This is a genomic window from Microbulbifer jejuensis, assembly GCF_047289955.1.
Lineage (GTDB): Bacteria > Pseudomonadota > Gammaproteobacteria > Pseudomonadales > Cellvibrionaceae > Microbulbifer.
Genome location: NZ_JBLBUB010000005.1, coordinates 137,924 through 162,942, shown reverse-complemented (window position 1 = coordinate 162,942; position 25,019 = coordinate 137,924). Strand labels below are relative to the sequence as shown.

The following is a 25,019-nucleotide window of genomic DNA, read 5'->3' as shown; positions in this document are numbered from 1 at the left end:
ACGCGCTATAGACTCTTGTAAGCAAGTATGACACCTGTCAAAAAAGAGAATCCTTGGCGCATAGCATGGCTTGTCTTTTGAACACTTTGATGGCGAACTGGTTCATGTGTACCCAGGTGTCGGGCAGGTGTGTTGGAGTGGCGATGCTTCAGGTACAATTGCGCCTCTCAAATTTCCGGAGCCTTATGCGCTCTTTCTTTCACGCTATTTTTCTTATCCAGACAAGAGGCAAACTCCCGCATGCTAGTTCTGCGTGGTGCTCCCGCACTGTCGACATTCCGCCGAAAAAAACTGCTCAATCAGTTGCGCGCACTGCAACCTACGATTGAGGATTTCTACGCCGAATTTGTGCACTTTGCCGATAGCGAGGCACTGGATAACAAGGAGAGGGCACTGCTTGAGCGGCTGCTCCAGTACGGCCCGACAGAAGAAAAGCGCGAACCGAATGGCGAATTGATCCTGGTGCTGCCGCGCCCGGGCACTATCTCCCCCTGGTCCTCCAAGGCCACCGATATTGCCCACAATAGCGGCCTGGCAAAAATCCACCGCCTGGAGCGGGGGATCGCCTACTACCTTAGTGGCGTGGCATTAACCGAAGCTGAACGCCAGGCCCTGGCATCGCAATTGTACGACCGCATGGTTGAGGTGGTGTTTACCGACTTTAAACAGGCGCAGCAGCTGTTTGTGGAGGAGGCGCCGCGCCCGCTGCGTGGGGTGGATATTCTCGATGGGGGCCGCGAGGCGCTGGAAGATGCCAACGTCACCCTGGGCCTGGCCCTTGCCGGGGACGAAATTGATTACCTGCTTGCCAGTTTCCAGGCGCTGGAGCGCAATCCCACCGATGTGGAGCTGATGATGTTCGCCCAGGCGAACTCCGAGCACTGCCGCCATAAGATCTTCAATGCCTCCTGGAGCATCGACGGCGAGGAGATGCCGCACTCCCTGTTTGGTATGATCAAGAACACCTATCAAAAGGGCGGTGACAATGTATTGTCTGCCTACGCGGATAACGCTGCGGTTGTGACAGGGAGTGTGGCCGGACGCTTTTACCCGGACCCGAAAAGTAGGGAATACAGTTTCAGCCACGAAGCCATCCATCTGCTGATGAAGGTGGAGACCCACAACCACCCCACCGCGATCGCGCCCTTTCCCGGTGCCGGCACCGGTGCCGGTGGGGAAATTCGCGATGAGGGCGCGGTGGGTCGCGGCTCCAAGCCAAAAGTGGGCCTGACCGGCTTCACGGTTTCCAATCTGCAGATCCCCGGTTGGGAGCAGCCCTGGGAATCCAATTACGGCAAACCCGAACGTATCGTGACCGCCCTGGATATTATGATCGAGGGCCCTATCGGCGGCGCTGCGTTTAACAACGAATTTGGCCGCCCAAATATCTGTGGTTACTTCCGCACCTTCGAAGAGCACTTTGACGGTGAGCGGCGCGGCTACCACAAGCCGATTATGCTCGCCGGTGGCTACGGCAATGTTCGCACGGAGCATATCGACAAGCCCGAGTTTTCTCCCGGTGCCAAGTTGGTGGTGCTGGGTGGCCCGGCCATGTTGATCGGCCTCGGTGGCGGCGCAGCCTCCAGTATGGCCAGCGGTTCCAGCTCCGAGGACCTGGATTTCGCTTCTGTGCAACGTCAAAACCCGGAAATCGAGCGCCGTTGCCAGGAAGTGATCGACCAGTGCTGGCAACTGGGTGAGAAAAACCCCATCGCCTTTATTCACGATGTGGGCGCGGGCGGCCTGTCCAATGCCTTCCCCGAACTGGTCAAAGACGGCGGCACCGGTGGTAACTTCGAGCTGCGCAAGGTCCCCTGTGATGAGCCGGGCATGAGCCCGCTGGAAATCTGGTGTAATGAATCCCAGGAGCGCTATGTACTGGCTGTTATGCCGGAAGACCTGCAGCGCTTTGAGGAAATCTGCACGCGCGAGCGCGCGCCTTTTGCTGTTGTGGGGGAGGCGACCGAAGACAAGCACCTGCTGCTAAACGACACCAGGTTTGCGTCCAAACCGGTGGACCTGCCCATGTCTGTGCTGTTCGGCAAGCCGCCGCGCATGCACCGCGAGGCGGAAACACGTAAAGTTGAAACCAAGGTGTTTTCCACGGCGGATATCGATCTCAATACAGCCGCCGAGCGCGTACTGCGCCTGCCCACGGTGGCGAGCAAGAGCTTCCTGATCACCATTGGCGACCGCACGGTGACCGGTCAGGTATCCCGCGATCAGATGGTTGGTCCCTGGCAGGTGCCGGTGGCGGACTGTGCGGTGACCACCGTTGCCTACGACAGCTATGCCGGTGAGGCCATGTCCATAGGCGAGCGCACGCCTGTGGCACTGCTGGATGCCCCGGCTTCCGGCCGCCTGGCAGTGGGGGAAGCGATCACCAATATCGCCGGTACCCCGGTAAAACAACTCTCCGATATCAAACTCTCCGCCAACTGGATGTGTGCCGCCGGCCACCCGGGCGAAGAGGAAAAACTCTACCGCACCGTGGAGGCGGTGGGCATGGAACTGTGCCCGGCACTGGGCATTACCATTCCGGTGGGCAAGGACTCCATGTCCATGCGCACCGCCTGGGAGGATGAGGGCGAGCAGAAGGCGGTTACCGCACCACTGTCCCTGGTGATCTCGGCCTTTACCCCAGTGACCGATGTGCGCAAAACGGTGACGCCGCAGCTGCGCACCGACAAGGGCGACAGCGAGCTGCTGTTGATCGACCTGGGTGCGGGTAAAAACCGCCTGGGCGGTTCTTGCCTGGCGCAGGTTTTCAACGAACTGGGCGACAAACCTGCCGACCTGGACGACGCCAGAAAGCTGAAAGGTTTTTTTGAGGTGGTACAGCAGGCCCTGCAGGAAGACCTGATTATGGCCTACCACGACCGCGCCGATGGCGGCCTGTTCACCACCCTGGCGGAAATGGGCTTTGCCGGCCGCGTGGGTATGGATGTGGAAATTTACGAACTGGGTGAAGATCCGATTGCCGCATTGTTCAGTGAAGAGCTGGGTGCGGTATTACAGGTCCCCGCCTGTGAGGCGGATATGCTGGTACAGCGCTTTGCCGCAGTCGGTGTGCCTACCCATAAGATTGGTTACCTGAACAACAACGAACATCTGTGTATCACCAATAACGGCATTGAAATCTTCAAGCGCGCCCGTGCCGAACTGCAGCAGATCTGGTCGGAAACCAGCTTCCGTATCCAGTCCCTGCGCGATAACGCCGAGTGTGCCGAGCAGGAATTTGCCGCTATCGCCCGGGAAGATCCGGGTCTGTCGGTGAATCTTACCTTCGATATCAACGAAGATATCAGCGCACCTTATATTGCCAGGGGTGTGCGTCCGAAAGTCGCCATACTGCGCGAGCAGGGGGTAAACAGCCAGGTGGAAATGGCGCACGCCTTCCACCGCGCCGGCTTTAATGCCGTCGATGTGCATATGAGCGACATCCTCTCTGGTCGTGTGGCCCTGGATGCGTTCAAGGGCCTGGTGGGCTGTGGCGGCTTCTCTTACGGTGATGTACTCGGTGCCGGTGAGGGTTGGGCCAAAACCATCCTGTTTAATGATCGTGCCCGGGATCAGTTTGAAGGCTTCTTTAACCGCAAGGACACTTTCGGCTTGGGGGTGTGTAACGGCTGCCAGATGTTCTCGGTGATCAAAGCATTGATTCCCGGAGCAGACCATTGGCCGCGGTTTGTGCGCAACCTGTCTGAGCAGTATGAAGCGCGCTTTGCCCTGGTGGGTATTGAGGATTCCCCCTCGGTGTTGTTTAAGAACATGGCCGGTACCTATATGCCGGTTGCTGTTGCCCACGGTGAGGGCCGTGTGGAATTTGCCGACCAGCAGGCACTGGAACAGTGTGAAGTTTCCGGCACCATCGCCATGCGTTACCTGAATAACAGCGGTGAGATTGCCCGGACTTATCCGGCCAACCCCAACGGTTCGGTCAATGGGATTACCGCCCTGTGTTCGGAGGATGGGCGTGTCACCATTATGATGCCGCATCCGGAACGCGTTGCCCGTACAGTTAGTAACAGCTGGCATCGGGATGAATGGAAGGAAGACGCGGGTTGGATGCGCCTGTTTCGCAATGCGCGGGTGTTTGTCGATTGAGGCGTATCCGCTTGTTCCCCAGGCCAGTGCCCTGGATTCAGGCAAGGATTGACTGGACCTTGCCCTAGATCGGCCATAACCCTTTCACAGGCGCCCTTGAACTAGGCCGACAACCCTGCGGAGTTGTTTGGTCTTTTTCGGGGCTCACGCCAGCCTGTTGCCGGTGCTGGCCTCTCTCTGGGCCCTATTCTCCGAGCGACTGTCGGGCTAATACTCTTAGGTATGCGAAATAGATAATTAGATCGGATAAGAATTGAATATCAAGAATACAGAAGAGCTGATGGATTATGTCAGTCACGGAAATAAGGTGAAGTACCTATTCTTCTGGGGGCATAGGAAACCGAAGAAAGGGGTATCGAAGTCTTGTTTGAGCCAGTGGTATGACTCGCCTTTTGAATCTGACAGCAACAGATTTCTCACTGCCGAACATTTTATGATGTATAAAAAAGCAAAACTGTTTGGCGATGATTCCGCTGCAGAAAAGTTGCTTACTGTGGCTGATCCAGGTGCTGCTAAAGCAATTGGTCGTCAGATTGAAGGGTTTGATCAAGAGCTTTGGGATAAGAAAAGGTTCGGCATCGTTGTACAGGCAAATTTGGCGAAATTTAAAGACAACCATGCGCTGAAAGAGTTTTTATTGAATACTGGTGATCGGGTACTGGTTGAAGCGAGCCCTGTGGATAGGATTTGGGGAGTGGGCCTGGCTGAAGACGATGAGAGATGTCAAAATCCCAACAAATGGAAAGGCCACAATCTATTGGGTTTTGCCTTAATGGCTGTTCGCAGCAGGCTGAGAGAGGGCGGCACATAACAAGTGTCGGCACGACCGCTAATACTGTGCCTATGCTGGACCTCCACCGCTTTGCGGCTCCGGCCCGTGCAACAGGCGATAGTGATAACGCTGAGTGCGGGCGCCTGACTTGCCTATTGGGAAAACAACGCTATGAGCAACAACCACAAGCGTCCGCTTTATATTCCCCACGCAGGGCCCTCCCTGCTGGAGATGCCACTGTTAAATAAGGGCAGTGCATTTACGCTGGAAGAGCGCCTTGAGTTCAACCTGGCGGGACTTCTGCCAAACACGGTGGAGACCATTGAAGAGCAGGCGCGCCGCGCTTATCACCAGTATCAGCACTGCAAGACCGATCTCGACAAGCATATTTACCTGAGGGCCATTCAGGATGACAACGAAACCCTGTTTTTTTACCTGATTGAGCACCATATCAAGGAAATGCTGCCGATCATTTATACCCCCACTGTTGGCGCCGCCTGTGAAGAGTTCTCCAATATCTATCGCGACCACCGCGGGCTCTTTATCTCCTACCCGGATCGCGAGTATATGGATGATATATTGCGCAGCGCCACCAAGGAGAACGTCAAGGTGATCGTTGTGACCGATGGCGAACGCATACTGGGCCTCGGTGACCAGGGCATCGGCGGGATGGGTATTCCTATTGGCAAGTTGTCCCTGTATACCGCCTGTGCCGGTATCAGCCCCGCCTATACCCTGCCTGTGGCGCTGGATGTGGGCACCAACAACCGCAATTTGTTGAGTGATCCCATGTATATGGGATGGCGCCACGAACGCGTTTGCCAGGAGGAGTACGATGCATTCCTCGAACAGTTCATCGCTGCGGTAAAACGCCGGTGGCCAAAAGTACTGGTACAGTTTGAGGACTTTGCCCAGACCAATGCCATGCCGCTGCTGCAACGGTATCGCGAGCAGCTGTGTTGTTTTAACGATGATATCCAGGGTACCGCATCGGTGGCACTGGGCACCATTTTGGCAGCCTGTAAGGTCTGGCAGGAATCCGTTGCGGTTCAGCGGGCTGTTATTGTCGGTGCCGGTTCCGCGGGCTGTGGTATTGCCGAGCAAATCGTGCGTGCCATGGTGCAGGCGGGTCTCAGCGATGCGCAAGCCCGCGCGCGTATTTTTATGTACGACCGTTACGGGCTGGTGACCTCGGACATGAAGGGTTTGCACGACTTCCAGGCGGCGTTGGCCCAGGACCCGAAAGCCTTTGCGGGGGCTCGGGAGTGGGATCTGCAGACCCTGATCGGCAAAGTGAGCCCGAGTATCCTGATTGGCGTCTCGGGACAGGGAGGACTGTTTACCCAGCAGGTGGTCGAGGCTTTGCTCACAAGTTGTCCCCGCCCCCTGGTGATGCCGCTGTCCAACCCCACTTCCCGCGCCGAAGCGACGCCCGCGGAGATTTATACCTGGACCAATGGCGAGGCTTTGGTGGCAACCGGCAGTCCCTTCGCGGCGGTGGAGACAGGGGGGCATCATATCGCTGTGGCCCAGTGCAATAACGTCTATATTTTCCCCGGCATCGGTCTCGGTGTGATCGCCGCCGCTGCAACGCAGGTGACTGACGGCATGTTGATGGCGGCATCCAACGCCCTGGCCGAGCAGGCACCGGTGGTCAAACACGGCGAGGGTGCACTGTTGCCGCATTTGAGCACTATCCGCGCGTTGAGCAAGCATATTGCCCGGGCTGTTGCGGCTCAGGCCCAGTTGGATGGGGTGGCGCCAAAAGTCAGTGGGGAAAGCCTGGAACGGTCACTCGAGCGCAATTTTTGGCGGGCCGATTACCGCAACTACCGCCGGCGCTCTTTTTAAGGAAAGGGCTACAGCTTTTCCAGGACTTACGCATAGGGTATGCTGATGGACAGGATGCCCGCAGCCGATTTGGTCCCTTCTGATCTGAATATTTCACCAAGCCCATGATGTTCAGGGGGCAGTCGTACAGCCTTCTTTCGGGTATTTACGCAGCAGCTTTTTGTTTAATCAACAGCGAACCCGGCTGAACTGTGGCGCAAGGCACCCACCCTTGGGCCTTTTCTACACGCCGGGAGCAGCACTCATACGCAGTAATCCGCTCAACAGATTTCGCTGTGTGGCAAATAGTGTTTGCCAAAGATACTACTTCGCCAGTTGGAATACCCAGCATGCGGATTTGTAAACCACCACAGCCGCTACTTTCGTTAGCTTCAGATAGATATTGGCCAGCTCCGTTTTGCAGCACCAGTGTACGCAGTCGCTCCCGCAGCACGGGGCGAGGCAAATGTCCACCTAGGGCCAGTTTGAAGAACCAGGCAATGGGCTACAACTGGTCAGCCGCAGTACAAACACCCTGGAAATGGGTGACTGCTGCGTTTTTTTGCCCGGAGATTTTCACGATACACTCTGCCTTTCTGCGTATGCTCTGATGTTCCGTCTGACCAGCTGTGATTTCCCAGAAAAAAAGCGGGCTGGCAGGTTACAGTAATTTGAGCCGGTTCGGAGGGAGGACAGGGTGCTTGTTAAAAGTGTACAAAAAATCGCTTCCCTATAGTGGAAAACCTCTCCCCGATCGTCTGGACATTCAATGGAGGAGAATCGACGACTACCAGGGTTGGGGGTAACGATATCGATACAGGGTTTAAGTGCTCAAATAACAAACAATTTAATGGGGTTTTAATTAGGAATTGCACGGATTCGGTCCTGCAAGCAGCATTTTTAGAGCAAAGATTGAGTAATTTGGCAAAGTGCTGGGCTGAGTAGTTACGGTTGGGGAGAGATGTCAGAATCAGAAAAAGAAACACTAAGTGGCATATATCTCGCAATCCGGGCGACACTGGCGCGGGTGGTATCGCGCATTGTACCGCCTAAAGAGATCGAGGATATCGTTCAGGAGACCTATGTCAGGGTCTGTCAGGTCAAGCAGAAAAAAGAGATATTGTATCCGCGCTCCTTTTTACTAAAAACGGCCCGAAACCTGGCACTGGATTACCTCAAGCGGTCAGAAACACGGCTGGCGGTGAGCGCCGATGAAGACCCGGAACTGGCGCCTGGCCAGGGGGAGTATTTTTCCGACGAAACCTATGACCGGGTCGCGGTGGAGGAAGAATTCGCACATTTTTGCGAAGCCGTTCGCCAATTGCCCGTACAATGCCGTAAGGTGTTTGTCATGAAGAAAGTGTACGGCTACTCCCAGCGGGAAATAGCCAAAGCGTTGAATTTAAGCGAAAGCACCGTGGAAAAGCATGTTGCCACCGGCATCAAGCGCTGTACCTATTTTATGATGCAACGGAGCAGCCTTGAGCCAGACAGCCATGGCCTGAGCAAACAGCGGCCACTAGCCTCCACCTCGCCGTTTGAGCGGGGCAAGGGGAGCGCAGATGAGTAATATTCACAAACTGCAAACACTGGAACAGCGCTACGACCAGGCGAGCCAGTGGATTGCCAAACTGGACAGGGGCTTGAGTGCGAAAGAAATTCAAGCCCTGCACCAATGGTTGGCGGACACTGGCGATAATCGCCAGGTACTGTTCAAGATGGCGGAAATTTGGGACAAAATGGACGCCCTGTCGCGGCTTTCCGAACTGTTCCCCAGCACCCCAAAGCCCGAACATGGCACTCCCCGGCCCTACCTGGCCGTGGCGGCGTCCGTGCTGTTGGTGTTTGCCAGCCTGTGCGCCTGGGTGGGCACTACGTTTCCCGAAAAGTTTGCCGGGCGGCAATACTTGTTGGCCACTGTCGTCGACCGGTTGTACGAAACGGCAATCGGAGAACACTCCTCGATTCATTTACCCGACGGCAGCCAGCTGGTGCTCAATACCAACAGCCGGGTAAAAGTCAACTATACCGACCACCACCGAGTGCTGGTGCTTGAACGCGGCGAAATTCACGTCGAAGTGGCCCACGATAACGCCCGCCCCCTCAGTGTTATTGCGGGAGATAAAGTGGTGCAGGCTGTGGGAACCGCATTCAATGTGGAAATTAACAGCGATCAGCACATCGAGCTTGTGGTCACCGACGGCAAGGTTCTGGTCGCCGTACACCAGATACCGGGCAAAAATGCGCTCGAGTTCGGGCCCGATATTTTGCCGCCCTCCTCAATGGCTGTCTCAAAAGGTGAACAACTGGTACTTGGGGGAGAGGAAGAGGAGGAAGAAGTTGAAAAAATAAAACCTGAAGAAATACAAGTCAAATTGTCGTGGCGGGAAGGCAACCTGGTTTTTCGAGGAGAATCTCTGGAGGACGCAGTGGCCGAAATCAGCCGCTACACACAGGTTGAATTCGTTATTCTCGATGAAAACCTGAAAAAAATGCGCATTGCCGGATTATTTAAGGCCGGCGATGTTAAGGGTTTATTGTTGGCCCTGAGAAAAAACTTCAATATTTCCTATCAGCGGATTGGAGAAAGCAAGGTCTTGCTAAGCGCCCAGTAACTCCAGCCTTATAATCCTAAGCCGTGCGAAATGCACAGTCAGTATACTAATTATAAAAAATGCATTTGGCAGTATGGTGGAAAAAAATTGCTAGGTCGTCTACTCAGTACGCGAGCGAGAAACTCGCGACTGAGAATAATAATCTGGTGCGATTTCGGTGTGTTGTCCTCTTCCTGCTGATGATGCTGTCATCAGTATTGCCTGTAAAAGCGGCACAGCCACATGAAAAAATTCCTTTCGTTATTCCTCAGCAAAGAGCGGACCTGTCGCTCACCGAATTTGCGCAGCAAGCTGATTTAACGCTTATTTTTCCTTTTGATATCGCACAGGAAAAAACGGCAAACCGTTTGGTGGGTACCTACTCGATAGAAGAAGCTATTCGGGGTTTACTGTCGGGAACGGGGTTAAGCGCAAAACTGGAGGGGGATGGGCAGCTCAGTATCAGTATTGATAGCGCCCGAGGAGGGGTGAATTCCATGAGGTTGGATTTTTGCAAACCACAAAAAAAGGCAATTGCACAGACGATTCGTGAGGTGCAGCAGAGCAAGCACAGCGCTCCCGCTTGGTGTAGCGCGGCACTGGCCTACCTGGCGTTAACCGCGACGCCCGCCAGCGCCCAGAGCAATGAAGAGGCCGATAGCAAGGCTATTGAAGAAATCACTGTTACTGCTCAGAAGATTGAGGAGAGTATCCAGGATGTGCCCATTGCTGTTTCGGCTTTGTCTGGTGACACTATGGACGACCTGAAAATCGAGCGCGGCGAGGAGTTGTTGCGCGCGGTGCCCAATGTGAATTTCTCTAAAAACAATTTCAGCACCTATAATTTTTCTATTCGCGGTGTGGGTACCAAGGCTGTCTCCGCCAGTTCAGACCCGGCGGTTGCGGTGAGTTTCAACAATGCGCCACTGATCCGCAACCGCCTGTTCGAGCAGGAGTTCTTCGACGTAAAACGCTTGGAGGTGCTGCGCGGCCCGCAAGGTACCCTGTATGGTCGCAATGCCACCGCCGGGGTGGTGAATATGTTGCCGCAGATGCCGGGGCCGGAGTTTGAATCGAATATTAAGGCGGAAGTCGGCAGCTACAATTCCCGGCGTACCAGCGGCATGTTGAATGTACCCCTGGGGGATTCCCTGGCCATGCGCTTTTCCGGCGCTATGACAAAGCGGGACGGTTTTGACTATAACACCGTTACCGATAACGACGTCAACGACCGGGATCTCTACTCCACCCGTTTTGTTCTGCAGTGGAATCCCAGCGAGGTGTTTAATGCCAATCTGATCTGGCAGCACTTTGAGGAGGACGACAACCGCTCCCGCACGGGCAAACAGCTTTGTACCCGAGACTCAGGCTTGGAGATGATCAATGAGACAGAGGTTCCGGACCTCTTTAGAGGGGCCCTTAGCCAGGGGTGCTCACCAGGCTCTCTGTACGATGATGACGCTTTCGGAGCCCCCAATGCGCGCAGTTTCGCATTTCTCACTGCATTGAAGCGTATAGGGGGAGAGTTGGGGTATACTGAAGGCGGATCTGTATTTGGGGAGGGAGTGAATCGCCTTAAAGATATTGCCCCCTATGGGAATGTACAGCAATCGCGCGATCTACACGAAATCGCCACCAGTTACGATCCGGTGTTTCGTGCCGAGAACGATCTAGTGCAGCTGAATCTGGAACTGGCCCTGGGAGATTCCCTGCAACTCTTTGCCCAGTCCACCTATGCAAAGGATGACTACTACAGCTCCCAGGACTACAACCGCTACGTTTCCGATCCGATCTTTAACGATTCTGTGGGCTTATATGATACCCTAGGTAACCCTATCACTGGATCAGGGCCGACTCCGGGTGGTATCTATACTGATCCACAGCTGGGTCCTTCGGACCGGATGCTGGCGGTGGATATCAGCCGCTCTGACAACAGTCAGTGGAGCCATGAACTGAGGTTGCAAACCAGCTTTGATGGTCCGTTTAATTTTTCCGTGGGGGCCAATTACCTGGATTTCGAATCTCAGGACGATTACTACGTATTTAACAATCTTTTCACCTATATTGCTGAGGATATTTATAATCGAAACCCCTCGGAGGTTAGCACTGATGGTCATGTAACGCTCCAATGTGATAATTTCGCAGAAGTAGGACGAGCGCGCGAATGCCTGTACGTGGATTACAATTCTCTCGATCAGATTGATGATGAAGGCCATAACTATTTCCTCAGCCGGAATCAAGTGAAGACCCGCTCCCAGGCGTTATTTGGGGAGACCTACTGGCAGTTTTCTGATGCTGTAAAACTCACCGCTGGCCTGCGCTATACCCAGGATCGCAAGACCGCCACCCCAGTGCCCAGCCAGCTATTGATGACTGCAAATTATGACACTGAGGGGAATATAGTTGATTCGGGTCCTGCCACTGGTGGAAGAGTTGGACGTGGTTATCCTGCCCAGGCGGATGTAGAGCAGGAATGGCAGGAATATACCGGCCGCCTGGTACTGGACTGGCGCGGGGAAACCCCCTTTACCGACGAGACTCTCTTTTACATTTCCTTTGCCCACGGTTATAAAGGCGGTGGTACCAATCCACCACGCATGGACATCGACCCTGAGGTGGTGCAATACCAGCCCCTTGGTAGTACCTTTGAGCCGGAGTTTGTGGATGCCATCGAATTCGGTACCAAAAACAGCCTGTTGGATGGCAGCTTGACATTGAATACCACTGCCTTCTACTACGACTACAAAGATTACCAAGTGTCGCAAATTGTGGATCGTATCTCCCTGAATGAAAATTTTGATGCGGAGAGCTGGGGTCTGGAACTGGAGGGGGCCTGGCAGATGACCCCCAGCACCCGTGTGGATATGAACCTGGGCTATTTAAAAACCCGTATTGGTGATGGTGAGGAATCCATCGATGTGATGAACCGCACCCAGGGCAATGAGGATTGGGTGGCGTTGCGCCCCTGGATACAGGTGCCCTCCAATTGTATTGCGCCAAAAGATATTGTTGAACATATTATCAATGTTGGTGCCATTCTTCCTCCTCAGGTACAGGCTGAGCTGTTATTGCCTCTTCATCTACTATGCGGAGGATCTTCACGGTACGGAAGTTTTGGCCTGGGATTAGGGAATATCAATTGGAGCCAGGCACTGGGCTTTCCCGAGGGCTTCACTTACGATCCACTCACTGATGCCCCCAATGGCGGGCGCGGCTTTGCCGCTGACCTGGGTGGAAACGAGCTGCCCAATGCCCCGCGCTTTACGGCCAGTTTGGGCCTGGAGCATGTGATCCAAGTGAAAGACTGGGATCTAAAACTGCGCGCCGATTACTACCGCCAGGGGGAAAGCTATGCGCGGGTGTATAATACCGAGTATGACCGCCTGGAAGCCTGGAGCAACCTGAATGTATCGGCCACCTTTACTCAGCCGGAATGGGATTTGCAGATGCAGCTCTATGTGAAGAATGTATTTGACGATGCACCTATTACCGACTTCTTTACCAATAGCGATGATACCGGGCTGAGTGCCAATGTATTTACCCTGGAACCGCGGATTGTGGGGTTAAGTCTGTACAAGGGCTTTTAAAGGTAGCCGTTCCTTGGAACGGCGATGATTTTTTCAGCTATTAGCCCGACGGCTATGTAGTTCTTTATAGTGTGGTGTCCTACTACAGGCATCGCACGATTAAATATGTAGCATAAAGAACCTTTTTCCGCCTGAATAATAAGATAAGGAAATTTCCTCATTGGCTGTAACTTATTGTTGCGGCCCTTTTTATCCCCGGTAAAGAGAAGGAGGATAGACTTTTCAGGATTGAGGCTTGCGAGGATACCGGGATGGGGCAGCTTATCTCGGTGGACCCCAGCCCTCTGGGACAATTCAATGCGGGCGGGCATATAAGGCGGAAGCCCGCTGGCCTGAATAATAAGGGAAACAGAGCTGCTGCCCTTATTTTGGTGAAATATTCAGGCTAGCTCTGTTTTTCACCGGCTTCTGCCGTGCCCCGCTGGCGTAGCAGCAGATAATCCGCCCACCGAAAACCACCGCCCAGGAACTCAGTGGCAGCTTTTGCGCCGGATAAAAACAGGTGTTCACAGTGGCTTTCCGGCATGGAGAAGTCGAGCCAGTGGGGAGACTCGCCAGTTGCCATTGGCTTGATGGCAATCTCTTTAACCAGAGTATGGTACTCCGCATTAAAGTGCGCGCGCATATGGCTGTCGAGAATATTGCGGCAGGTATTGACCAGCCCCATGGTAAAGCGACCGGCCCGGCTGGATTTCGGCTGGTAGTGATCCACCTCCAGCTTGATACCGAAGGTGGGCAGTTTCGGTACGCCGCTGGGCTTGTGGAAGATGTCAAAGGGAAAATTGGACACCAGACCGCCGTCCACAAACTGGACATCTCTGGGAAAGCCGTTTTTAAAAAACTGCCTGGGAACCCCCTTCATGCTGTGCCAGTTGTCCGCCACGGAAGCGCACTCGTCCAACTGCGGGATATTTTTTACCGTGTGGGGCTGGAAGAAGCCGGGCACAGACATGGAGGCGCGCACATATTCGGCAGGGTTGACGGCGCTGGGATTGGCATAATAGAGGGGGGCTTTGGCCGGAAACACAGCCCGGGTTTCTGTGGTGATATCTGCGGCCACCAGTGCCACTTCGGCTCTGGCTACCTGGCTGTCGGGATTGCCCCGGTAGCACAGGGGCGGGAACTGATTGATGCGCTGGTTGAGCTGCGCGGTGTTGGTAATGCCCAACTGGCACAACGCTTCCTGCAGCCAGCGGGTAAAGGCGTCCCCGGGATTGAGCCCCTTGTGGCGCAGCAATTGTCTACAGGTACGCAAGGAATCCAAAGGATGCAGGACCAGGCTACCGAACAGGCCCTTGCCCCCAAGCAGGCGCTGCACGGTTTTACAGGCAAAAGGTTCGCCATCCTCGAAACTGGCAAAATCCGCATTGGCCATAATGTCCAGCAGCACCGCACTCTTGCTGACATCAGGTGTGCCGGCGGCGGCCAGAAACAACGTATTGATGGCCCCTGCAGACGTCCCGGCGATTTTGCGAAAGCGAATACCTGCCTTCTCCAGAATGTAGGTATAGCCTACCAGGGCAATCCCCAACATGCCCCCGCCTTCCATTACCAGATCGACATACTGGAGCCCCTCTGTATCGTACACATCGCTAAACTGCTTGCCTTCAATGTCGGCCCTGGCGTTTTTCCAATAGGTGTTTGCCTGGGAGATTGCGTTGTTGACCCACTCTGTTTTTTTCATGGGAGTTTTCCGTATCAGGTGATTTTTTACTTCAAATCTGGAGAATAGGCGTATTTTTGTAGGGTGGAGATAGGGTACCATCCCGGATTAACTTCGCCAGTCCTTGCAACGGGTTTTCTGTGCCCTGTCAACAGGATTTTTCAGATCGTGCAGAAAGCTTGAGTCAAATTTGCACGGCTGTGCCATTTAGATCCGCTGTGTCAATCCCTTTCCAAAAGCCATTCAGCAAGTGGATGGTACTGGGTGTTTTCATCCTGTATTGCCCGGCAGTCTCAACAATGTACGTTTGGCCTGCTCTCGGGAACACCCACGCAAGGCCCTCAATTTAAAAATACCAGCACTCGATTGAGTTATAGGGCTTGGGGGCTTTTGAAGCCTGGATGCCAATAAGTGCCCAAGGTGCAGAGCCGCCGGGCGACAGAGGGATAGAAAGGCACTATGGACGCACTAAGAGTGGATCAAAGTGAGTGTGACCGCTGTCTGTAACGGTTGTTCAAATGAGAAAAACAGATTATGCAGTGACCGATCACTGTAATGGATCTATTGTGTAGTGGTATGGTGAATCACAGTGATATCTCTTGCTTCCGGCAAGCGGTGGCGCCGGCACTGCACTTGCGGGCTGTTTGAGAGCCGCCATAATCGGGCTGTCGGTAGTGGTTATGATGACCCTTTTTAGTTTGTACTTACTACCAGATCAGAAGGAAAGAATACCCTTACCCCAGGACGCGCTGTGAATACAGCCCTGTACGCTCGTAATCGGCATCCATGCCTCATGTGATCCCAGGAGAGGGGTATCTTTCTTCCTGTCTTACTGGTATGTGTCCAAAACGGGCTGCTGCATGGTTTAATGAGGATTGTCAAAGAGTTGACACAGTATTGCTCTGGAAGTGGTCATTGGGATAATACTGATCACTAGATCAATACTATGTATCACGGAGAGAGCTGTATGAATACACTTTTGCTCGCAGCAGGGCTGCTTTCCATTTTCGTAGGCTTGATCCACTCAATTTTAGGTGAGCTTCTAATTTTCAAAAAAGTCAGAGATGGGGCCCTTATTCCCGCTGTCACAAGCGGGCTGCTTGGTGAAGGCAATATTCGCATATTGTGGGCCACGTGGCATATTGCAAGCATTTTTGGATGGGTTGTTGGCGTCATGCTTATCAGTATCGCAAACAATGGTTTTTCAGGCTCAGCATTATTTATTCAGTATATTTCAGCATCAATGTTCGCTGCGGGTTCACTGGTTTTTATAGCAACCAAAGCCAGGCACCCTGGTTGGATTGGGCTTTGTGGTGTTGCTATTCTTTGTTGGTTGGCATGAAAATTAGCAGTCTCATAACAACGCAATCAAAGACGCCCCTGTGGGCAGGGCCACCACTTCGCGGCTTCGCTGTTAAGGGCCGGCAACTTCCCTTATTATGGCGATCAATATCAAGCATAGACTGGTTTACTCGGGAGGCATCGTGATTAGGCAATACGGGTTCATTGTTAAGGCTAAAAGCTATGATTATCATCATCACAAAACGGTTATGGATGCAGCAGATTTTTTCACAGAAGTTATCGGTGTAAGCAATGATGATGACGCTGTCTTAGTTGCTAGAGGAATGGTGGAGCGTGGTGTGCAGGTCATTGAGCTTTGTGGTGGTTTTGGTTCGGAGAGTGCAGAATATATAATCTCGCAATTAGACACAGATATTCCTGTTGGTTACGTTACGTTTACTGAGAAGGAAAATCAAAAATTGGTGCGTATCCTGTCTGAGGATTCAGGTGCACAACAGTCATTTCAAGCCCACTGACAGCGCGTGGCCGTTTCTGTTTGAATTGGTTTTAGTGTTTGTGGTGGTCTATTTAAGTGGTTTTGGACTTTGACAGCAGCACCTATATCGAAAGTAGATTTTGTCATAGGTTATCTCTTTTTTGCTAATGGTAAAGAAATGACGGAATTCTGAACACTACACAGCTTTTAGAAGCAAAAAATTGATATGGTTGCAGAAATGCTTATTTGATTGGGTTCAGGATAAAATTTTCCCACAATTTATCTTTTCCCATCTTTACCTGGCACCATCAATTAAAAGCTCTGGCAACTTTTGTTTTGGTGGGAAACAGTATGTATAGCCGATATCCACCTGTTTACAGGTGGATATCGGATTGACAGCACGGCCATTTTAGGGACCTGAAGGTGCCGGGTGCCGACGAACCACTTCCTCTAGGACCGAATCAAGTAGTCGAAGGCACTGAGCGCCGCGGTAGAGCCGGCGCCCATGGAGACCACGATCTGTTTGTAGGGCACAGTCGTGGCATCGCCGGCGGCATAGACGCCGGGGAGAGAGGTTGTTCCGCGTTCGTCGATCATTATTTCGCCCATGGGATTCAATGCCACATCTGTTTTCTTGAGGAACTCGGTGTTGGGGACCAAGCCGATCTGTACAAAAACACCGGCAATCGCAAGAATGTAGCTTTCGCCAGACACGCGCTCGGTATAGGCGAGGCCATTAACCTTATTGCCGTCACCGAGTACTTCGGTAGTCTGGGCATTAACGATAATATCGATGTTATCCATCTGTTTTGCTTTTCGCACCAGGACTTCATCTGCACCCAGCCGATCGGCGAATTCCAGCACGGTGACATGCTCGACAATACCGGCGAGGTCAATGGCGGCCTCGATACCGGAGTTGCCACCGCCGATTACCGCAACGCGCCTGCCCTTGAAAAAGGGGCCGTCGCAGTGGGGGCAGTAGGCAACGCCCCTGGTACGGTATTCCGCTTCACCGGGTACGCCCAGCGCTCTCCAGCGGGCACCCGTGGCGAGTACTACCGAGCGGCTGGACAGGGTGGCGCCGCTGTTGAGTTCCACCTGCAGCATGCCTTTGCGCTGTAAGTGCGCGGCGCGCTGATCAGTAATAATATCCACGCCGTATTCTTTTACATGTTGTTCCAGACTGGCGGCGAGTTTGGGGCCCTCTGTGTAAGGCACGGAGATCAAGTTTTCGATACCCACAGTATCCATCACCTGGCCACCAAAGCGCTCCGCCACTAACCCCGTGCGAATGCCTTTGCGCGCGGCGTAAATGGCTGCTGCAGCGCCGGCCGGGCCACCCCCAACTACGAGAAGATCGTAAGGGGCTTTTTCATTCAGTTTTGCAACGTTACCTTCCGCGGCACCGGTATCCAGTTTGCCTATGATTTCCTCAAGCGACATCCTGCCCTGACCAAAGTGTTCACCGTTTAAGTAAACGGCGGGTACTGCCATTACGTTGCGTGCGTCTACCTCTTCCTGGAACAAGCCGCCATCAATCATCTCGTGGGTAATATTTGGATTGAGCGTGGCCATCAGGTTCAGTGCCTGCACCACATCCGGGCAGTTTTGGCAGGACAGGGAAATATAGGTTTCAAAGTGGAATTCGCCCTCCAGGTTGCGCACCTGCTCCAGCACCTCAGGATCGGCCTTGGCGGGGTGGCCGCCCGCTTGCAGCAGTGCCAGTACCAGCGAGGTGAATTCGTGGCCCAGGGGAAGACCGGCAAAGCTTACACGGGGCTTGGTCCCGACAGGCGCAATGGCCATGCTTGGGCTGCGTTTAGCCCGGTCTTGCCGTGGGGTGATTTTTCCGGAGAGCGCAGAGATTTCGTCCACCAGGGTTTTCATTTCTTTGGATTTAATGCTGTTGTCTGTGGATACATGAATTGCTATCGGTTTGACAATATTTTGCAGGTAAGCATCCAGTTGATTTTTCAGGTTTGCATCTAACATCGGTGTTCCTTTCTGTCGCAATCTCGATATTTCACCTGCCCGCCTTTCGGCGGGCTCAAGAGGTCAAGGGTTTAAATTTTTCCTGCCAGGTCCAGGGAGGGGGCCAGGGTTTCCCCGCCATCTCTCCACTTGGTTCCACTTGGTCGGGCAGACTTCGCCGGGGTGTCCTGGTAAACCTTGGTGTTAAAAGGGTTCAATTCGGATTCGATGTGGCGTGACATGGAGAGCTCCTCAATCTTCAGTGTCTTGTCGGTGGTGGTTCTAGAGTAGATTTCATGCTATTGACGTTTTTATCTTGATAGAAATTATTAATATAAATCCCTTTAATAGTTTTCTTATATCAGTGGTTTCTCTGGTAACCCGTCTGTGAATTGCGATACTGGTGCGGGGTGGTGTCCGGGTGTGTCCAAGGCCCCCTTGTTGACCCAGGTAAAGACAGGGAGAGAAAGAGAGACGTCAGGTTTTGAACCGGTACGCTAAAGAAGGGGTGACGTGTAAAGCCGGGGGGATATGGAAAATACAGTGCAGGTTGATGAGTAGCCGCAAATGGTTGCTTGAAGGGCAATGTCCGCTAGACAGCGGACATTGCCAGTACCAACCCTGTGAGATGTGGTTCAGCGATGCCTTAGATTTTGCCGATCAGGTCCAGGGAGGGGGCCAGGGTTTCTTCACCCTCCTGCCACTTGGCGGGGCAAACCTCGCCGGGGTGTGCGGCAATGTACTGGGCGGCCTTTATCTTGCGCAGCAATTCGCCGGCATCGCGACCAATACCACCGGCAGTAATCTCCACGAGCTGGATACGGCCTTCGGGATCGATGACGAAGGTGCCGCGGTCGGCAATACCTTCCTCTTCGATCATTACACCAAAATTACGTGTGATGGTGCCGGTGGGGTCGCCGATCATCGGGAACTGGATCTTGCGGATAGTTTCTGAGGTGTCGTGCCAGGCCTTGTGGGTGAAGTGGGTATCGGTGGATACAGAGTAGATTTCCACGCCCAACTTCTGAAAGGCTTCGTAGTTGTCTGCCAAGTCACCCAGCTCGGTGGGACAAACAAAAGTAAAGTCTGCGGGATAGAAGAAAAACACGGCCCACTTGCCCATCACGTCGGCGTTGCTGATATCAAGGAAATCGCCGCTCTGGTAAGCTTTGGCGCTGAAAGGTTTCAATTCGGATTCGATGTATCGGGACATGGAAAGCTCCTTAGGGTGTGTAAACTCTGGTGTTGAATAAGCTTGCTAGGGTGTATTCTATTTGTGCTTTTTGATTGATAGAAATAAACAATTTAAATGTGCTAAATAGGTTCCTGCTATCTGTAGTTAGCCCTGCCACAGTTCCAGTTTTGTCATTTATTCCCTGTGGATGGGCAACACACTAGGGGTACGCCAGCGGTTTGTGGCCTCGTTCACCGGTTGCGCCGACAATGGCGTTTTTGTGCAAGGGAATGGTATGCGATTGATTCGGTTGTTAAAGCACGATCTGGCTCGGGAGGCCCGGGAGTGGGTGGCGGATGGCGTGATCAGCGAGGGCCAGGCGGAGTTGATCTGTACCCGCTATGAGGTGGACTACCACGGGGCGCACCAGCGTGCGCTCGGTTACAACCTGCTGGTGGGACTTGGATATTTATTTGTCGGACTGGCTGTGATCACCCTGATAGGGGCCAACTGGGAAGAGATTCCCCGCGCCCTGCGCATGGGAGGGGTGATTGCCATCACCATTGGAACCCAGGTTTTGGCTTTGCGGGTATATCTCACCCGCGATCCCCGGGCGGGGGAGGGGCTCTTTCTGCTGGGGAACCTTTTCTTCGGTGCGGCGATCATTCTGATCGCACAGATCTATCATCTGGGCGAGCATATGCCCGACGGGGTCTTCTGGTGGGCCCTGGGGTGTGTGCCGTTTGCCTTGATTACGCGAAGCCCCTGGCTTGCCGGCCAGGCCAATGCGCTGGCGCTCATCTGGTTCTTCCTGCAAGTTAACCTGGGTTTTTATCCGGTGCTTTTCCCGCTCTTTATCCTGGTTTCCCTCTATGTACTGATTTGGGGACGGGCAAGCATCATTCTGTTGCTGATGAGCATACTCAGCGCGGGCCTGTGGCTTGAATATTCCCTGGCGGAATTATGGCGGTCGCAGACGCAACGCTTTGGTTTTGACTTATTCCCGGAAAATCTGGCGGTGGCGGTTGCCCTGTTTATCTTTCTGTATGTCTTCGCGCACTGGCTGGCACGGCGGCCGTCACCGAAGGCCAGGGACTATGCCGCTGTGATCTCGGTGTGGTGCTTGCGTTTTGCCCTGATTGCCCTGTTGATTTTCAGTTTCGAGCAGCCCTGGAAACAACTGATTGAGGCGGACTGGCATCACCGCTATACCATGTGGGTGGTGATTGCGGCCATAGGGGGTATTGCCCTGGCGCTGGCTGTGCCGGCGAGGCGTTTGTTGGCCTGTGGCATCCAATTTGTGGCGTTGGTCGCTTCACTGCTTCTGGTGAGTAACAGCGACAATACTGGGCTGGCAGCCTACCTGCAGGTGGCCACCAATTTTGCTCTGATCGGCAGCGGCATCTGGCTTATTTTACACGGCATCTACGCCGGTATTTCTCATTATTTTTTCCTGGGAGTGATGGCTATTTTACTGGTGGCGCTGTTACGGTATTTCGACCTGATGGGAGATTACGTGGGAGCAGCACTGATCTTTATCCTGTTTGCAGGCCTGCTGATCGGTGCTGCGAAGTATTGGAGGTATCATCAAAACAGGGGAGACCTGCGATGAAACGCATACCCCTGATTGGTCTGGGCATTGCTATTGCCACACAGTTTTTGATTCTTATCGGGTTGTATGTACAGGCGCAGATTCCCCTGTGGCTTGGCGAGCCGATTCGGGTAAAGACCGTGCCGGTGGACCCCCGCTCCCTGTTTCGCGGCAATTACGCCAGGCTGAGTTACGATTTTTCCAGTATTGACCAGTCAGCCTTTAAAGAAGATCAGCCATTGCGCCAGGGAGAGGTGGTTTATGTCTCCCTGAAAAAGCACCCGCCTGGCCTCTATGTATTTTCCTCAGTGAGTCTGGAAAAACCGCAGAAGGGCATTTTTCTCCGGGGACGCGTGATGGGGAATCGCTGGCGCAATAACGCTGGCTACCGTATCAAGTACGGTATTGAAGCCTATTTTGCCCCCAGGGAAAAAGCGCTGGAGCTCGAAGACGCGTTGCGGGATGGTGGGGTGGCAGAGTTGATGGTGACGCCCAGCGGCAGGGCTGGTCTCAGGAAAGTGGTTGGCAATCATTGACGCTTGCAGGCAGTTGGAGTGACGGTACCCCAAATGACCACGACAGGAGTTTTTCCCCTATTGCTGGCCATACAGGCCGCCTGTCTATTGACCGCTGTAGTGGGGGGGTACTTTTCGGGTGTTGAGATGACTTTGTTGGGTGGTGCCCTTTGGGGCGCGCTTTGTTTTGCATTGATTGGTGCACCGGCAGGTTTCGCCGCGGTCATCTGGCTCACCCGCTCCAATACCGTTGTGGGCCGGACTCTGCGCCGGCATTGTAATCAGTTGATGCCGGTATTTACGGGGCTCTCCCTTGGCCAGATCGTAGTGATTGCCGTTGTTACGGGGGTTTGTGAGGAGCTGCTGTTTCGCGGTTTTTTGCAGGTTTGGTGGTCCCAGTTGAGTTCCCCCTTGTCTGGGCTATTGGCTGCCTCTCTGGTGTTCGCGTTATTGCACTGGGCGTCGCGGGTTTATTTTCTGCTGACTTTTGTGTTCGGCTTGATTTTGGGTCTTGCGTACCAGACAAGTGGCAGCTTATTAGGTGTTATAACCTGGCATGCCATCTACGATTTTCTGGCATTGACGACGCTCGTTTATCACCCGCGTATGCTCGGTGTGGATACACCTGGGCTCAACTGAACTGGTCAATCCCGGAGTGCCAGGCTAGAGGAGTGTGCTGGCGAGCAGTCCCGATAAAAGTGCGGTGACTGCGAATGCCATCAGGGCCAGCAGGCCGTCGTGGGACACCAGAGCCAGACCGAATATCGTAAGGGCGAATCCCGCGGTAGTCGCGGAAAAAGGCACCGGCTCCATCAGGGGTATGGCCAGTGCGATTAGGGAGCAGATGACAGCGATGGCATAGGTTCCCCCCCGCCTGACCAAAAAGTCCAGGCGCGGCTGCATCCAGCGATCGGCGAGCTCTGCAGGTTTTTTCATGCCATTGAGGACTTTGCTGAGTTTTCTTTTGGAGATGGAACGTCGCAGTAGCCACTGGGGCAGCCACACATGCTGGCGCCCGAAGAGCAGTTGAATGGCCACCAGGAGCAGCAGAGCCGCCATGACACTGGATACACCGGGTACACCACTGAGCGGTGAGAACAAGATCAGCCCCACCAGTAACAAAAAAGGGGCAAAGGATCGGAGTCCGATGGCTTCAATCACCAATTGGAGAGAGATGCGCTTTGTATGCTGGCTGCTGGTTTCGATTTGATCCAGCAACTGGCTCAATCCTGTGATTTCATTTGCCATGGTGATGGTTTGGCTCTGGGTTGTTGCCCCACTGCCCACATGTTTGCCGATGCCAAGGCAAAGTGCTCCCGGGATTCGATCATCCCTTTCCAGCCGCCTGCTGGTTGGCCGCCGCATAGCCTGGGGTTACTGATAGTCTGAACTCCATAAGAGGGGATCGCCAGTTTTCTATTGGGCTGTTTGCATTGCATAGAAGGTGGGAGGAAGTGGTTGTGAAAGCAGGTGGTGCAAATCGGATCAATAAGTGCCGGTTTACGACGCGCGGTTTTCGGGCCAATCCGGTGATCCTGGTTGTCGGTTCATAAGATGCCGGTGCGGTGGCTGCCAGGCAGCCTCTGCGCAAGCCTCTGAAAGCCGGTGGTCAACTGCGTGCAATGGCCGGTATTTCAGGGGATGTGACCGATCCGTACTGGGAACCGGCTGGTTTGCCAGGGCAGTAATATCTAGCAGGTTAGCTAAATAACTTGGGCAAAGCCTCCTTTTCTTCCGCCTCGCCACTATGACCGGCCCTGCGCGCCATCAACCCCTCTGCAAGTCTCCGGATTTTCCCTATGTGCAACGGCTTGGGCGGCTGTTGATAAAGGGCGGCACTCAGCAGTTCTTGCAACTCATCCAGCTCTTCGAAGCCGAGCTGTCGGGCGGCATCACCCAGGCTATTGCCTTCAAACTGAGGCCAGCGGGAGTGCAGCCAGTTTAGGGTGGCCTGCTGGATGTGACAGGGATTACCACTATCGACAGCCCGTTTCACGGCACCGGTGCCATAGTCTTTGTGCGCCAGCGGGTTGTTAGTCACAGTCTGCCCTTTTCCGGGATTGCCCCGGCGGCGCAGGTGGTAAAGGTAGAGCAGCCATAACAGATGAGAGGCAAGTGCGGCTATTGCCAGGTTGCGCCAGAAGTGGTCCTGCGCTTCGAGGCCGGCAGTGCCTGGCACCAGTGTTTGCAGGGCCCCGCCTTCCCCGTTTGGCACAGCGGGTGCAGCGCTGCCGCTGACGTTAAAACGGAAGGCGGGCAGTTGCGTAGCTCTTTGCCGATTGTTCTTGGTGTCCCACCAGATGATGGTCACGGCCGGCAGCTGGTAGCTTCCGGGTCGGGTGGCGACAATTGCTGTGGTCTCGATACGACTGCCGGTCACGCCGTCGGGACCGGTCTGATCTTCCTGCTGGGGTTGATCCGGATAGGTCTTCAGGCCCTCTACATCCAGTTTGGGCAGTGGTGGCAGTTGTGCTGCGCGCAGACCTTCGGCACGCACCGTAAGGATACGGGTAATGGGTTCGCCAACCGCGAAAGTATTGGCGTCCTGGCTCCAGCTTTGTACTATCCCCAGGCTCGAAGCAGGCAGCCATTGGGCACCGCTATAGCGATCGGGTTTGGGTGACACTTGTACGGTTTTTGCCTGGGAGCGGAGACGCATGCGCTGGTTGTTGCGGTTGAAAAGGGAAAAGGGGTCCCTGCGCCCGGCCACTGCAGCATAGGTCAAAGCCGGAATGGTGAGTTGCCCCGAGTTGTCTGCAAAGACCGCATAGGTCAATTCGTACACTGCGTAACTGGTGCCGTTCAGTTTGCGCTCGTAGCGCTGTTCATTCACTTTGTCGACGTGGGCTCCGGTGATCTGCAAGGGCTCGGTGGCAATATCGTGCAGGCCGATGGTGGTATACAGGCGTACATCCACCAATAATTGCTCCTGCACGTAGACTTTGCTTTTATCCGGCTCTACTTCCAGAAAGACTTTGCGCTCCCCGCTGCCTGGGTGGCTTTGCGCTTCGCGCACGGAGATGGGGATGGTATTGGAAACCTGGTCCTTGTAGTGGAGGGAAGGAATAATTAACTCGCCCTCACGCTTGGGGGCGAGCGCGAGCACCCATTCCACAAAGCTCTCTGCGCGACCATTGATCACGCGGTATTGGTTCGACTGTTGCCGTGAGAGAATATCAAAATCCTCCTCCAGCAGTTCAAAATCGGGCTGCCCGCCACTTTCTTCGCCGGAGTATCTGAGGCGTAAGTTGACGGTCTCCTCAATAGCGATTTTGTCTCGATCAACGCTGGCATTCAGTTCGCTTGCATGTGTGACGGTCGCCAAACCGAGCAGTACAAAAATGAAACACAACCGATAGAGCCCCATCCCAAATCGAATTCCTGAGCCGTGGGTAAACTGTTTTTTGTTTCGCTGCCTCATAGGATTACCCGATGCCA

The 25,019-nt window shown here is 53.9% G+C and carries 17 protein-coding genes; 11 read left to right on the top strand and 6 right to left on the bottom strand.

Going from position 1 to position 25,019, the window contains the following annotated elements; translation table 11 throughout:
- Positions 1-240 precede the first annotated feature (240 nt).
- From purL to ACL7TT_RS05030, 6 genes are all read left to right on the top strand, one after another.
- On the top strand, positions 241-4,107 hold the full coding sequence (gene purL / locus ACL7TT_RS05055; RefSeq protein WP_413393659.1) for a phosphoribosylformylglycinamidine synthase: 3,867 nt from the start codon (positions 241-243) through the stop codon (positions 4,105-4,107).
- Between the two features lie 253 nt (positions 4,108-4,360).
- Positions 4,361-4,918 (top strand): NADAR family protein, encoded by a 558-nt coding sequence (locus ACL7TT_RS05050; RefSeq protein WP_413393658.1) that lies wholly within the window; start codon positions 4,361-4,363, stop codon positions 4,916-4,918.
- 132 nt (positions 4,919-5,050) lie between these two features.
- On the top strand, positions 5,051-6,730 hold the full coding sequence (locus ACL7TT_RS05045) for an NAD-dependent malic enzyme (protein ID WP_413393656.1): 1,680 nt from the start codon (positions 5,051-5,053) through the stop codon (positions 6,728-6,730).
- A 940-nt stretch (positions 6,731-7,670) separates the two neighbouring features.
- Complete coding sequence (locus tag ACL7TT_RS05040) at positions 7,671-8,279, top strand: RNA polymerase sigma factor (RefSeq protein WP_413393654.1); 609 nt, start codon at positions 7,671-7,673, stop codon at positions 8,277-8,279.
- On the top strand, positions 8,272-9,324 hold the full coding sequence (locus ACL7TT_RS05035) for a FecR family protein (protein ID WP_413393652.1): 1,053 nt from the start codon (positions 8,272-8,274) through the stop codon (positions 9,322-9,324). Before ACL7TT_RS05040 ends, ACL7TT_RS05035 begins: the two co-directional genes overlap by 8 nt.
- Before the next feature lie 146 nt (positions 9,325-9,470).
- Positions 9,471-12,890 (top strand): TonB-dependent receptor, encoded by a 3,420-nt coding sequence (locus ACL7TT_RS05030; protein ID WP_413393650.1) that lies wholly within the window; start codon positions 9,471-9,473, stop codon positions 12,888-12,890.
- A 385-nt stretch (positions 12,891-13,275) separates the two neighbouring features.
- On the opposite strand, the gene ACL7TT_RS05025 is transcribed toward ACL7TT_RS05030, so the two are convergent.
- Positions 13,276-14,574, bottom strand: a complete 1,299-nt coding sequence (locus ACL7TT_RS05025) for a patatin-like phospholipase family protein (protein ID WP_413393648.1) — start codon at positions 14,572-14,574, stop codon at positions 13,276-13,278.
- Positions 14,575-15,520: 946 nt separating this feature from the next.
- On the opposite strand from ACL7TT_RS05025, the gene ACL7TT_RS05020 reads away from it, so the two are divergent.
- Both ACL7TT_RS05020 and ACL7TT_RS05015 read left to right on the top strand, forming a co-directional pair.
- Positions 15,521-15,895 carry a hypothetical protein gene (locus ACL7TT_RS05020; RefSeq protein ID WP_413393647.1) on the top strand — a complete coding sequence of 125 codons (375 nt, stop codon included), beginning with the start codon at positions 15,521-15,523 and terminating at the stop codon, positions 15,893-15,895.
- A 142-nt stretch (positions 15,896-16,037) separates the two neighbouring features.
- Complete coding sequence (locus tag ACL7TT_RS05015; protein WP_413393645.1) at positions 16,038-16,370, top strand: DUF6506 family protein; 333 nt, start codon at positions 16,038-16,040, stop codon at positions 16,368-16,370.
- 410 nt (positions 16,371-16,780) lie between these two features.
- Here ACL7TT_RS05015 and ahpF read toward each other — a convergent pair whose 3' ends face one another.
- The 3 genes from ahpF to ahpC all read right to left on the bottom strand — a co-directional run bounded on the left by ahpF (position 16,781) and on the right by ahpC (position 19,514).
- Positions 16,781-18,322, bottom strand: a complete 1,542-nt coding sequence (gene ahpF / locus ACL7TT_RS05010) for an alkyl hydroperoxide reductase subunit F (RefSeq protein WP_413393643.1) — start codon at positions 18,320-18,322, stop codon at positions 16,781-16,783.
- Positions 18,323-18,393: 71 nt separating this feature from the next.
- The gene (locus ACL7TT_RS05005) at positions 18,394-18,543 is read right to left on the bottom strand and encodes a hypothetical protein (RefSeq protein ID WP_413393641.1); all 150 of its coding nucleotides are present in this window, start codon (positions 18,541-18,543) and stop codon (positions 18,394-18,396) included.
- A 404-nt stretch (positions 18,544-18,947) separates the two neighbouring features.
- Positions 18,948-19,514, bottom strand: coding sequence for an alkyl hydroperoxide reductase subunit C (ahpC, locus tag ACL7TT_RS05000; RefSeq protein WP_413393639.1), 567 nt, complete (start codon positions 19,512-19,514; stop codon positions 18,948-18,950).
- Positions 19,515-19,770: 256 nt separating this feature from the next.
- Between ahpC and ACL7TT_RS04995 the strand changes: the two genes are divergently transcribed.
- Genes ACL7TT_RS04995 through ACL7TT_RS04985 form a run of 3 tightly spaced genes read left to right on the top strand, consistent with a single transcriptional unit; the run spans position 19,771 to position 22,220 of the window.
- Positions 19,771-21,087 (top strand): DUF2157 domain-containing protein, encoded by a 1,317-nt coding sequence (locus ACL7TT_RS04995; RefSeq protein ID WP_413393637.1) that lies wholly within the window; start codon positions 19,771-19,773, stop codon positions 21,085-21,087.
- Positions 21,084-21,602, top strand: coding sequence for a GDYXXLXY domain-containing protein (locus ACL7TT_RS04990; RefSeq protein WP_299944134.1), 519 nt, complete (start codon positions 21,084-21,086; stop codon positions 21,600-21,602). The genes ACL7TT_RS04995 and ACL7TT_RS04990 overlap by 4 nt, the downstream gene beginning before the upstream one ends.
- A 33-nt stretch (positions 21,603-21,635) precedes the next feature.
- Positions 21,636-22,220, top strand: coding sequence for a CPBP family intramembrane glutamic endopeptidase (locus ACL7TT_RS04985; protein ID WP_413393635.1), 585 nt, complete (start codon positions 21,636-21,638; stop codon positions 22,218-22,220).
- 24 nt (positions 22,221-22,244) lie between these two features.
- Here ACL7TT_RS04985 and ACL7TT_RS04980 read toward each other — a convergent pair whose 3' ends face one another.
- Together ACL7TT_RS04980 and ACL7TT_RS04975 are read right to left on the bottom strand one after the other, a co-directional pair.
- On the bottom strand, positions 22,245-22,829 hold the full coding sequence (locus ACL7TT_RS04980; RefSeq protein ID WP_299944128.1) for an exopolysaccharide biosynthesis protein: 585 nt from the start codon (positions 22,827-22,829) through the stop codon (positions 22,245-22,247).
- 451 nt (positions 22,830-23,280) lie between these two features.
- On the bottom strand, positions 23,281-25,002 hold the full coding sequence (locus ACL7TT_RS04975) for a BatD family protein (RefSeq protein WP_413393633.1): 1,722 nt from the start codon (positions 25,000-25,002) through the stop codon (positions 23,281-23,283).
- Between the last annotated feature and the right edge of the window lie 17 nt (positions 25,003-25,019).

Excerpts from the sequence above, each read along its gene's own strand:
- ACL7TT_RS05020 (WP_413393647.1), top strand. The coding sequence starts at position 15,521 with ATGAATACACTTTTGCTCGCAGCAGGGCTGCTTTCCATTTTCGTAGGC.
- ACL7TT_RS04980 (WP_299944128.1), bottom strand. The coding sequence starts at position 22,829 with ATGGCAAATGAAATCACAGGATTGAGCCAGTTGCTGGATCAAATCGAA.
- ACL7TT_RS05025 (WP_413393648.1), bottom strand. The coding sequence starts at position 14,574 with ATGAAAAAAACAGAGTGGGTCAACAACGCAATCTCCCAGGCAAACACC.
- ACL7TT_RS05005 (WP_413393641.1), bottom strand. The coding sequence starts at position 18,543 with ATGTCACGCCACATCGAATCCGAATTGAACCCTTTTAACACCAAGGTT.
- ACL7TT_RS05040 (WP_413393654.1), top strand. The coding sequence starts at position 7,671 with ATGTCAGAATCAGAAAAAGAAACACTAAGTGGCATATATCTCGCAATC.
- ACL7TT_RS05045 (WP_413393656.1), top strand. The coding sequence starts at position 5,051 with ATGAGCAACAACCACAAGCGTCCGCTTTATATTCCCCACGCAGGGCCC.
- ahpF (WP_413393643.1), bottom strand. The coding sequence starts at position 18,322 with ATGTTAGATGCAAACCTGAAAAATCAACTGGATGCTTACCTGCAAAAT.
- purL (WP_413393659.1), top strand. The coding sequence starts at position 241 with ATGCTAGTTCTGCGTGGTGCTCCCGCACTGTCGACATTCCGCCGAAAA.
- ACL7TT_RS04975 (WP_413393633.1), bottom strand. The coding sequence starts at position 25,002 with ATGAGGCAGCGAAACAAAAAACAGTTTACCCACGGCTCAGGAATTCGA.
- ahpC (WP_413393639.1), bottom strand. The coding sequence starts at position 19,514 with ATGTCCCGATACATCGAATCCGAATTGAAACCTTTCAGCGCCAAAGCT.
- ACL7TT_RS04995 (WP_413393637.1), top strand. The coding sequence starts at position 19,771 with ATGCGATTGATTCGGTTGTTAAAGCACGATCTGGCTCGGGAGGCCCGG.
- ACL7TT_RS05035 (WP_413393652.1), top strand. The coding sequence starts at position 8,272 with ATGAGTAATATTCACAAACTGCAAACACTGGAACAGCGCTACGACCAG.
- ACL7TT_RS04990 (WP_299944134.1), top strand. The coding sequence starts at position 21,084 with ATGAAACGCATACCCCTGATTGGTCTGGGCATTGCTATTGCCACACAG.
- ACL7TT_RS04985 (WP_413393635.1), top strand. The coding sequence starts at position 21,636 with ATGACCACGACAGGAGTTTTTCCCCTATTGCTGGCCATACAGGCCGCC.